Origin of the sequence: Lysinibacillus sp. FSL M8-0337 (assembly GCF_038593855.1) — a bacterium.
Classification (GTDB): Bacteria; Bacillota; Bacilli; order Bacillales_A; family Planococcaceae; genus Lysinibacillus; species Lysinibacillus sphaericus_D.
This window is the reverse complement of record NZ_CP151996.1, coordinates 32,477-44,028: the sequence shown is the minus strand read 5'-3', so window position 1 is coordinate 44,028 and position 11,552 is coordinate 32,477. Positions and strand designations below refer to the sequence as shown.

The window sequence follows — 11,552 nt, the reverse complement described above, 5'->3', positions numbered from 1 at the left end:
TATGCTCAATTATGCTTTTTTTCTTATTTTATCATTGTTAAAACTTCTTCTGCCGTTGTAGCTACACGAATTAACGCCTTGTGTTCTGGGTGTATAAAGCCCTCCTCTAGCATTTTAGAAAAATGTAGTAGAAGTGCGTCATAAAAACCATTGATGTTAAATAAAATAACAGGCTTTTCATGTAATTTAATCTGCGCCCATGTGAATACTTCAAAATATTCGTCCAGTGTACCGCCACCACCTGGCAACGCGATAAAAGCATCTGCTAATTCAACCATTTTTGCCTTACGTATATGCATGGATTCTACAAAATGTATTTCCGTCAATGCGGCATGAACGCTTTCTTGTTTTTGTAAATGAGTAGGCATGACGCCAATCACCTCTCCACCTGCTACTAAGGCGGCATCTGCCACTTTGCCCATCAATCCTATTTTAGAACCTCCATAAACAATACCATGTCCATGTTGTGCTAATACCGTTCCTAATTCACTTGCCTTTTCAGCATAAATCGGGTTATTGCCTAGTGCTGATCCACAATATACTGCGATTCTCATATTTATTCCTCCTATTACAAAAGACGTGATAACAATAGGTATCATATTGTCTCACGTCTTTTGGTCTTATTTCTGTTATTTATTTTAAAATACAAAGTCCTTATATTTCTATCTGGAAGCTTTCTACGTTTCTTTTGCTTTCGGTCAGAACGCTTTGAGGTTCCCTTCTTCAACGTCTTTACTGTTGCAATAGCGATTCTTCTATTTACGTAAATGACTTGTTTGCGCCTGACGCTTCGCTTTCGGCCAGAACGCTTGGAGTTTCTTTCTTCAAAGTCTTTACTGTTGCAATAGCGATTCTTCTATTTACGTAAATGACTTGTTTGCGCCTGACGCTTCGCTTTCGGCCAGAACGCTTGAAGTTTCTTTCTTCAAAGTCTTTACTGTTACTTAGCGATTCTTCTATTTACGTAAATGACTTGTTTGCTTTAGCATATGACTTATGCGGCTGACAATTGATTCAATTGCGTCTGGATTTTTTAATAAATCATAATCATTAATATCTAAACGTAGGACAGGGCATGAATTAAAATTATTTATCCAATTTTCGTAACGCTCATGCATTTCAATCCAATAATCATTTGGTGTTTGCTGTTCCATCTCACGACCACGCTCTTGAATACGTCCAATGACATCATCAATCGGTCCCTCTAAATAAACTAATAAATCGGGGTGCGGGAAATACGGTGTCATCACCATCGCATCAAATAAATTACGATACGTTTCATAATCAGTTGGACTCATTGTTCCTTTATCATAATGCATTTTGGCAAAAATCCCTGTATCTTCATAAATAGAACGATCTTGCACAAAGCCCCCACCATATTCGAAAATACGCTTCTGTTCTTTAAAACGTTCTGCTAGAAAATAGACTTGTAAATGGAAGCTCCATTTTTCAAAGTCGTCATAAAACTTATCTAGGTACGGATTGGTATCTACTTTTTCAAATGATGTACGGAAATTTAACGCTTGTGCTAGCGCCTTTGTCATCGTTGATTTTCCTACACCTACTGTTCCGGCAATTGTAATTACAGTTTGTGGCGGAATATCATATTTCTCTCTCAAATTCATTGTTGCAAGCTCCTTTGTTGTAACGTTTCTTCGATTGTTTGTAATACATATTGTAAATCTTGTGGGTTTTTTACAAAATCAAGTTGATCTCCATTAAATCGGATTACAGGAATTTCGGGATGTAACTGCTCAAAATGCTCTGTAAAAGTATGATAGTCTGCTACTAACTGCTCCATATATTCACGTGAAATCATTTTCTCAAATTCACGCCCCCGTTTAGCAATGCGTTTCATTAACGTATCGACACTAGCATGTAAATAAACGACGACATTAGGCACTGGCATATCTTTTGTTAAAATTTGATAGATTTCTTCATACTTTTCGTACTCGGCAGGTGGCAATGTACGCTTTGCAAAAATTAAATTTTTAAAAATATGATAGTCCGATACAACTGATGTCTTTTGTGCTAAACGTAACTTCTTTATATCTGTTAATTGTTTATAGCGATTACAGAGGAAGAACATTTCTGTTTGGAAACTCCATTCCTCAATATTTTCATAAAACTTATTTAAAAACGGATTTTCGTCTACAATTTCTTTTAATAGATGGTAATTAAATGTTGCCGCTACCTCTTTTGCCAATGAAGTTTTGCCTACACCAATCGGACCTTCTACTGCAACAAATGGAACCGTCACTAGAAGTTCCTCCTTTATATTTAGGATTCTATAAGTCAATTATGCCACTATTTTAAGGCTATATTGTATGAAACTAAAATGAATCAGTGCTTTTCATTGTATCATAGTGAGAAAATGAAAAACAGAATCAACATGTATCTCAATTTTCAACATTATTTGAACTGCCCAGTTGATAGATATCCAACAAATTATAGCTCCATGCAACAAAAAAAGACCCACATTAGTGGGCCTAACTTTAGCCAGCCAATACTGCGTAGATTTTTCGCTAAGTGAACTCTTTCCGCTCTGCATCCGGTACGTCCACTCTAAGCAAGCGTTTTGGTGAAAATCTACTTCGAGAATTGTTTGAGAATTGTTTGGGTGACTGGCACTATAATTTGCACTATAATTTTACTCGTTGTAAACGTAAGGCATTTAACACGACGGACACTGAGCTGAATGCCATAGCTGCGCCCGCTACCCACGGTGCAAGTAGGCCCATGGCTGCAATTGGAATCCCTAATGTATTATAAGCAAATGCCCAAAATAGATTTTGTTTAATATTGCGCATTGTTTTACGGCTCATAATAATGGCATCCGCAATGCTAGTTAAATCACCACGTATAAGCGTAATATCAGCCGCCTCCATTGCCACATCTGTACCAGTTCCTATAGCCATCCCAATATTGGCAGTTGCTAATGCTGGTGCATCATTAATGCCATCACCAACCATCGCAACATTTTTGCCCGTAGCTTGCAGTTTTTTCACTTCATCCGCTTTACCTTCTGGAAGTACTTCTGCGATAACATGGTTAACCCCAACTTCCTGACCGATTGCTTGCGCAGTCCGTTCGTTATCACCCGTCATCATAATGACTGTAATGCCCATATCCTGTAAACGACGAATGGCTTCTTTTGACGTGTCTTTCACCGTATCTGCAACAGCAACAAGTCCTGCATATTGACCATTTATAGCAGCCAACATTGTGGTTTTACCGTATTCCTCTAATGTCTCCATTGTCGGCAATATATGCTCAATATCAATATCATATTGTTGCATTAATTTACGTGTCCCGATTACCACACCTTGACCAGAAACGGTTGCTTGCACGCCGTAACCTGGAATGGCCTCAAAAAATTGAACATCGCCAAGCGTGACACTTCGTTCTTCAATTCCTTGCACAATGGCTTGTGCTAGCGGATGTTCGGATTGTTTCTCTGCTGCCCCAATCAATGAAAGAAAGGATGCTTCTTCTTGCCCTGTTGCTAGTACAACGTCTGTTAATATCGGCTTGCCGTGTGTTACGGTCCCTGTTTTATCGACAACAACCGTATCAATGCGTTGCGTTTGTTCTAAATGCTCGCCACCTTTAAACAAAATCCCAAATTCAGCAGCGCGACCAGAACCTGCCATAATAGAAGTTGGTGTCGCTAAGCCTAGCGCACAAGGACAAGCAATAACAAGTACCGCAATTAACACTTCTAGTGCAGGTGTAAATTCACCAGGTTTTACCCATAAAATCCAAACAAGGAATGTCACGATCGCAATACCAACAACAATCGGCACGAATATGCCCGAAATTTGGTCAGCTAAACGTTGTATTGGCGCTTTTGAACCTTGTGCATCTTCTACGACTTTAATAATTTGAGCAAGTGCTGTGTCTCTACCAACTTTGGTTGCTGACATTTTCACAAAGCCATTTTTATTAATTGTTGAACCGTATAATACATCGCCTTGTTTTTTATCTACGGGAAGACTTTCTCCTGTTAGCATTGATTCATCAACGGCTGTTGTACCTTCTAATACTTCCCCATCTACAGGTATTTTTTCGCCTGGTTTAACTAATAAAATATCGCCTATCACAACTTCTTCTAATGGGACTTCTTTTTCTACTCCATCTCGCACAACTATCGCCGACTTCGCTTGCAGACCCATAAGCTTTTTAATCGCTTCTGATGAACGACCTTTTGCCTTTGCTTCGAATAATTTACCTAATAGAATTAACGTAATTAAAACGGCACTCGTTTCAAAGTATAGATGCGGGCCGTGATGTGAATTGACTGTAACAATTGCTTGATAAACGCTGTAAAAATAAGCTGCTGAAGTCCCCATAACGACAAGGACATCCATATTAGCACTGCCATTGCGTAAAGCTTTATATGCGCCTACATAAAATTGTTTCCCAATAATAAATTGAACTGGTGTAGCTAACACTAATTGCACCCAAGGATTCATTAAAAAATCGGGGACATATAAAAACGATGTCAATGAAAAGTGAGCAACCATCGTCCACAGTAATGGTAGCGATAGAATAGCTGAAAAAAGAAATTTTTGTTGCTGTTGTTTTATTGCCTTTTCTCGATAATCTTCAGTTGCTCGCTCATCTGCTTTTTGATGAGCACCATATCCCAGTTTCTCAACCTTGCCAATAATGTCCGATACAGAAACCTCGGTTGGATTAAATTCAATGGATGCTTTTTCAAGTGCCAAGTTTACAGTTGCCGTTGAAACACCAGAAAGTTTATTTAAACCTTTCTCAATACGAGTGGCACATGCAGCACACGTCATACCTGTAATATCAAGTTCCGCTTTCTGTTTTACGACGCCATAGCCTAACGCTTCGATTTTCTTTTCAAAGTCTGCTTCACTCAATTTTGCTGGATCATATTTTATTGAGGATTTTTCAAGCGCTAAGTTTACAGTTGCTTGCTCGACACCATCCATTTTTTTTAAGCCTTTTTCGATACGCGTAGCACACGCTGCGCAGGTCATACCTGTAATTTGTAGGTTCGTTTCCTTCAATTCAGAATGCATTAACTTCCCACCTCTTTCTATACCATATAGGGGTATATAGATTTGAAAATAATAGAGTGCTTTTTGAGCACCCTATTGATCTTATTCTACCTCGTAACCTTGGTCGTCAATCGTTTCTTTAATTTGCGCAAGTGATACTTGAGCATCGTCAAATGCGACATCTACCAAACCATCTGCTAAATTTACTGTTACTTGTTCTACACCAGCTAGTGCGCCGACACTTTTTTCCACTGCATTGACACAATGTCCACATGACATTCCTTGTACGTTTAATGTTACATTTTGCATAAATATCTCTCCTTTAAATTTAATGTACATGCTATATAAGAGTAACTACCCGTAAAATTATTTTTTCATTAATTTTTGAATGGTCACGACTAACTCATCTAGAACCGCTTCATCGCCTTCAGATAGGCGATCTACGACACAGCCCTTTAAATGACCTTCTAATAAAATTTTCGCTACGCTATTCAAAGCGGATTGTGTGGCAGACAGTTGCGTGATGATATCATCACAGTAAACGTCTTTTTCAATCATTCCCTTAATGCCTCGGATTTGACCTTCTACTCGATTTAAGCGAGTCGTTAAATCCTTTTTCACGCGCTCAGGGTGATGACTTTTTCGACACGACGTAGTTTCCTCTGTATGACAAGCATCATTTTTCACTGTGTCCTCCAACTTCTTCACCTCCTATTTGCTATTATCATACTATACCCACGAAGGGTATGTAAATAGGCGTTTTAGTTTTTTATAATTAGTGGTGGTCATGATGAACTGGCTCACTCTTTAGATTACATAAAATTGATTCAGCATGGCGGTTCGTTATGGTTTCCAATTGAATCGTTACGTGCTTTATGCCCTTATGTTCAAGATTATGTTCAATTTCACGTAAAATATGCTCGCTTTCTCCAATGGTTAGCTGGTCATCGACAACTGCATGGCAGGATAATGCATTTGTTCCGCTAGTTATCGTCCAAATATGAAGATCATGAATACTTTGCACACCTTCCGTTTGCTCTATTATTTGAATGATTTCCTGTACGTCGACATTTGAAGGTGTTCCTTCCATAAGAACATGGATAGCAGACTTTGTCACAAAATATCCACTACGTAGTACTAATAATGCAACAATAACACTGGCAAGAGGATCGGCCCAGCCCCAGCCGAAAAACATAATGACTAAGGCAGCAATGATGGCACCGACAGAGCCAAGCATATCACTAAGAACATGTAAAAATGCACCACGCATGTTTAAATTGTCTTCCGTATCTCCACCACGCATCATAATCCAAGCAACTACTATATTAATTAACAAACCAATTACACTAATAATCAGCATCCCTGTTGTTGCTACTTCAGGTGGATTTGCAAAACGCTCAATGGCTTCATAGAAAATAAATAACGCAATTAAAATTAATGTCACACCATTTAACACAGCAGCTAATATTTCAAACCTTTTATAACCATATGTTTTACTAAAGCTAGCTGCTTTTTCTCCAAACATAAAAGCAAGAAGTGCAATGGCTAAAGAAATCGAATCACTTAACATATGTCCAGCATCCGATAAAAGCGCCAAACTATTTGTTAAGAATCCACCTATTGCTTCAACCACCATATAACTCGTGATAATGATAAAGGATAATAAAAGCACTTTTTTATTCGCGCCATGTGTATGATCATGGCCGTGATCGTGATTATGCCCCATCGTTTTCCCCTCCAAATATTAATTAATACAATTAGTTGTGCGTAGCGTGTTCAATTGCTTGCTTCAATAAATTCATAATGTGGTCATCATCTTTTGAATAATATAAGCTTGTTCCTTCTCTCCTGAATTTTACTAATCGTAAATTTTTTAAAAATCGTAATTGATGCGATACTGTTGACTGACTTAAGTCTAATATTTCAGCAATGTCGTTAACCGAGTGCTCATCTGAACATAATAAATTTAAAATCCGTATTCTTGTTGGATCACTTAATGCTTTAAACGTTTGAGAAACAACAAATAGCGTTTCCTCATCTAAATGCTGGCCATTACCACTTTCTATTTCGCCCTGTTTAACTTGTTCATCCATTTTCCATTCCTCCTATAGTTTATTTATATATGAGCATGTGTTCATATATAAATATATAGGGTTATTTTAGGAATGTCAATTCAAAGCAAAATACAAAACCTCACGCGCATGATACACTACTCTTAAGGAGAGATTCGAGTGGATATTTTTGAAAAAGACCGTATCTTTATGAACCAAGCTTTAGAAGAAGCAAAAAAAGCTGCTTTGCTTGGTGAGGTACCAATAGGGGCCGTTCTTGTATATGAAGGAGAAATTATTGCGCGCGCGCATAATCTACGTGAAACAACTCAAAATGCAACTACGCATGCCGAATTAATGGTAATTCAAGAAGCATGTAAAAAATTAGGTAGTTGGCGACTTGAACAAACAACACTTTATGTCACACTGGAACCTTGCCCTATGTGTGCAGGGGCCATTTTGCAGTCTCGAGTGCCGCGTGTTGTATACGGCGCACGGGATATAAAAGCTGGCTGTGTCGATTCACTCTATCATTTATTAAATGATGCGCGTTTCAACCATGAATGTGATGTAACGGAAGGTATTTTAGCTAAAGAATGCGGCCAAATTTTAACCGATTTTTTTAGAGCATTACGTGAACGAAAAAAAGCTGAAAAAAAAGCACGTAAAATGGCAGAATCTAGTGAGCCTCAATAAGTGGTGTTTACTAGAGTATTTGCTTTCAACATGAAAAGGTACCTCAAAATTTATGGGGGTACCTTTTTCTTTTCTCTAATAATCGGTACAAATAAGGAAACAAGACCGAAATTATCCTTTTATCCGAAACTTTTCCATGTTTTAATCGTAATAGATATAGAGTAAATAAAACAACATGGGAGAGAGAACAATTGAAAAAATGGATGAAGAGATCAATTGCTTTAGTAGCGTCAGCTTCACTAATGGTACCTGCTGCTTCTGCCTATGCTACAGCACCAGAAAAAACAACAAAGCATACAGAAGTAGAGAAAAGTCTTATAGCTAGCAATAAGGAACAAGCATTAAAGTATGTCAAAAATGATAAGGAATGGATTAGTAAAGATACCATTATCGTCAAGCATACAGGTCTTGCTAAGAACGCACATAAAAACATTGGCTCAAAAGTAATACGATCTATTCCATCATTAGGATATGATGTAATCCAACTGAAAAAGGGAATTTCTTTAGAAAAAGCAGTTTCTTACTATGCAAAGCAAGACGGAGTTAAAAGTGTATCCCCAAGCTACGTGTATCATTCTTTTGCTAACGAAGCAGATCCAAAGAAAAAAGATATGTATCATCTAAACTTACTTCAAATGGATAAGGCACTAGAGTTAGCAGGTAATCATGAAGTAAAAGTAGCAGTTATTGATTCTGGTGTGGATTTTAAACACCCTGATTTAAAATCTCAAGTACTTCCACCGTATAATGCCGCAGCACCAGCCAATACCACTTATACTGGTGACCACGGAACACATGTAGCAGGCATTATTGGCGCAGCAAAAGATAATAATATTGGAGGACATGGCATTAATCCCAATGCTAAGCTTCTTCCAATTGATGTATTCAACGGAGAAGAAGGTGCCAACGATTTCGTCATTGCACAAGGTATTCTTTACGCCATTGAACAGGGCGCCGATGTTATTAACATGAGTCTTGGTGGTTATGGAGAATCTCCATTAATGAAAGACGCTGTTAAGCAAGCGATAGATAAAGGAATTACGATTGTAGCTGCAGCAGGAAATGAATCGACAGATGAATACTCTTTCCCTGCTTCTTACGAAGGTGTCATTAGCGTAGGTTCTACAAATGATATCAACAAACTATCAAGCTATTCAAACTATGGTCCATCGGTTGACGTGGTAGCACCAGGTGAGGAAATATACAGTACCGTTCACGATGAGAAAAAGGGATCGTCCTTTCTCAAATTTAGTGGTACATCAATGGCGGCTCCCGTTGTAGCAGGTGTTGCCTCCCTACTAAAATCAAAACATCCAAATTTAAAGCCTCATGAAGTAGAAGCTATTCTCGAAATGACCGCAAATAATCTAGGTGAGAAAGGCTATGACCTTACATATGGACATGGTCTTATCAACCCGGTGAAAGCATTACAGTTTAATGTCAATAATCTACCGAAAGAGTATTCAGAAACAACGGAAGAACGTATGAAAAACGCCAAAGTTCTTGCTAAGAATACATTGAATTCAGAAAAAGGTGAATTCAAACAACCAAACGAAAAAAAATGGTACAAGGTTGATTTAGATGCAAATGAATATGCTCAACTGACATTAAAAGGTGCAAACAAATACGATTATGCACTTGAATTGTATTTCTACCCTACAGATAACAAAGAGGAAGTCGACCCAATCCATGTCAATGATGTGCGTGTAGGAAAGCAAGAGGGCTACCTATACAAAGCAGATCAAAAAGGAACACTGCTTGTTGGGGTTAAAGATTATAATGGCAGCTATAACTTAAATGGTGAGTCGAACTACGTATTCACTGCTCAAACAACGAAGGATTTACCAATTGATTCATTAGAGATGGACAAAAAGGAGAACATTCAACAGTTCCCATTCAGTACAAAAGGGAAAAACTATACCCTTCTTTCTAAAGATCAGCAAAGGGACCAAGATTATTTCACATTTTCAGTTAAAGAACCAACAACACTGCGATTTGATTTGTCTGGTATTCCAGGTGTTACAGCCTCTATGGAACTTTATCTAAAGGAAGACTTAGATGCTGTACCAGCAGAAAACGTTAATGATGAGGAAATGTATGAGGCCTATCCAATTCAAACAAGCTATAGCGCAGATAAAGGCGACGGAGTAAATCTTATTGTTGACGCTATTCCTGGGGCAGAATATGTATTAAACGTATCCAATCAGGGCAGTAGCGCTTTTTCACTTGATATGTTCTTTAGCGGCGGCATTGAAAATGAAGAAACGGTAAGTGAATCCATCATCCCTTATACTTTAAAGGGTGAAGTCGTTACCCTTCCTGAAGATGAAGACGGGTTACCTTTAAATGAGGGAATGCCAGAAGGTGATGTAGAAAATGGGCTTTTACCTTTAACTCAATATCAAGCAAAAAAAGACAATCAAATCAATGATATATTCAATATGTTTATGAATCCTGGTGCTATGGGAAATCCAGAAGACATAGCTCTAATTATGGGGCAAGCGGTTCCTTTTGATATTGGTCAAGATAAAAAAGCTTACTTCCAAACAGAATTTGATGAAGATTACTTCTTATTGAAGCCTAAAGAAGATGCCGTATATGGGTTCCAAGTTAAAAATGGCATGAATCAAATTCCAACTGGAACTATTTTTGAATATGATGAGGAAACAAATGAATTATTAGCAGTTTCTTCATTAAGTAATGATATGGGGCTACTAAGTTTACTTCTTGGCTCAACTAGTAACGCCAATGATGCAAAAGCAGTTGCGTTGAAAAAGGACAAAACTTATGTTGTAAAGGTAATGAATCAAGGTGCTCGCTCGGCTGAACCATATACTCTTAAAACAAGTAAATTAGCAGCTATCCCGTCAGATTATAAAAGTGATAATAACACAACAATAAATGCTCAAGCGGTTCAACCTGGTACAATCTATCAAGATCATATCATTTATCAAGATGATATTGATTACTACTATTATAAACAACGAGGGCAAGATGAAATCATGAGCCTTCTTGTTTCTTCTGTGCCTATGACAAATGAACAGCTAAATCAATTACCTAAAGAGCTTCAAAATGCCTTTAAATTTTCTGGTTCTATAATTGAAGATACAAATGGCAACATGGAAATTGATCCAAAAGAATTGGAAACCGAAATTCAATTTGGACAAGGCAATAACATTATTGAACAATTACTCGGTATTTTTGGCACAACAGATGTTAATACCTCTTTTAAAGCGAAAAAGAATCATGGTTATTTTATTATTATTAACGGTATGAACCTTGGACAAGTATCCATTCATCCGTATACTTTAAGCATGTATAAACACAATCAGGTCGATGAAGATAAGGATTCCGAGTTAATCAATGGTATACCAACAAAGCCATCTAAGCTTACGAAAAAAGAGAACAAATGGGTTGCTACGCAATATTTAAATGCTGGTGTTCCGTTTGGCGATAAAGACTATTTTGAATTAAATATTGATAGCAAACGCGATGTATTCTTCTCTCTACAAACAGAAAAAGCACTGGATGGTGTTATACGTATTATTGATGCAAAAGGAAAAACAGTGGGAACATTTGATCTTTACGGAGCTGACGATCCTGAAGTAGGTACAGTGGAATTGGACAAAGGAACTTACTATATTGAAGTAAGTGAAGTAAACGGCAAAGCTAGCACTCAACCATATACACTTGAAGTACAATAGGGTATAAATCACCTAAACACCGACACTTCTGTTGTCTGATTTACGGCTGAAATAAAAGAGAAAAAGTG

General features: G+C 37.7%; 10 protein-coding genes. 2 read left to right on the top strand and 8 right to left on the bottom strand.

Going from position 1 to position 11,552, the window contains the following annotated elements; translation table 11 throughout:
• Positions 1–23: 23 nt before the first annotated feature.
• The 8 genes from MKY08_RS00165 to MKY08_RS00130 all read right to left on the bottom strand — a co-directional run bounded on the left by MKY08_RS00165 (position 24) and on the right by MKY08_RS00130 (position 7,126).
• Positions 24–554, bottom strand: coding sequence for a TIGR00730 family Rossman fold protein (locus MKY08_RS00165; RefSeq protein ID WP_069511022.1), 531 nt, complete (start codon positions 552–554; stop codon positions 24–26).
• A gap of 402 nt (positions 555–956) precedes the next feature.
• On the bottom strand, positions 957–1,625 hold the full coding sequence (locus MKY08_RS00160; protein WP_024362947.1) for a deoxynucleoside kinase: 669 nt from the start codon (positions 1,623–1,625) through the stop codon (positions 957–959).
• A complete protein-coding gene (locus tag MKY08_RS00155) occupies positions 1,622–2,260 on the bottom strand; it encodes a deoxynucleoside kinase (RefSeq protein ID WP_069511024.1) in 639 nt (212 codons plus the stop codon). The genes MKY08_RS00160 and MKY08_RS00155 overlap by 4 nt, the downstream gene beginning before the upstream one ends.
• Before the next feature lie 382 nt (positions 2,261–2,642).
• A complete protein-coding gene (locus tag MKY08_RS00150) occupies positions 2,643–5,054 on the bottom strand; it encodes a heavy metal translocating P-type ATPase (protein WP_069511028.1) in 2,412 nt (803 codons plus the stop codon).
• 81 nt (positions 5,055–5,135) lie between these two features.
• Positions 5,136–5,342, bottom strand: coding sequence for a copper chaperone CopZ (copZ, locus tag MKY08_RS00145; protein WP_024362944.1), 207 nt, complete (start codon positions 5,340–5,342; stop codon positions 5,136–5,138).
• A gap of 57 nt (positions 5,343–5,399) precedes the next feature.
• A complete protein-coding gene (locus tag MKY08_RS00140) occupies positions 5,400–5,732 on the bottom strand; it encodes a metal-sensitive transcriptional regulator (protein WP_069511030.1) in 333 nt (110 codons plus the stop codon).
• A gap of 76 nt (positions 5,733–5,808) precedes the next feature.
• The gene (locus MKY08_RS00135) at positions 5,809–6,759 is read right to left on the bottom strand and encodes a cation diffusion facilitator family transporter (protein WP_069511032.1); all 951 of its coding nucleotides are present in this window, start codon (positions 6,757–6,759) and stop codon (positions 5,809–5,811) included.
• 31 nt (positions 6,760–6,790) lie between these two features.
• Entirely contained in the window at positions 6,791–7,126 is a 336-nt protein-coding gene (locus MKY08_RS00130; protein ID WP_069511033.1) for a metalloregulator ArsR/SmtB family transcription factor, read from the bottom strand.
• Positions 7,127–7,264: 138 nt separating this feature from the next.
• Between MKY08_RS00130 and tadA the strand changes: the two genes are divergently transcribed.
• A complete protein-coding gene (gene tadA / locus MKY08_RS00125) occupies positions 7,265–7,780 on the top strand; it encodes a tRNA adenosine(34) deaminase TadA (protein ID WP_176723166.1) in 516 nt (171 codons plus the stop codon).
• Positions 7,781–7,971: 191 nt separating this feature from the next.
• Positions 7,972–11,484, top strand: coding sequence for a S8 family peptidase (locus tag MKY08_RS00120; RefSeq protein WP_069511036.1), 3,513 nt, complete (start codon positions 7,972–7,974; stop codon positions 11,482–11,484).
• The last annotated feature ends 68 nt before the right edge of the window (positions 11,485–11,552 follow it).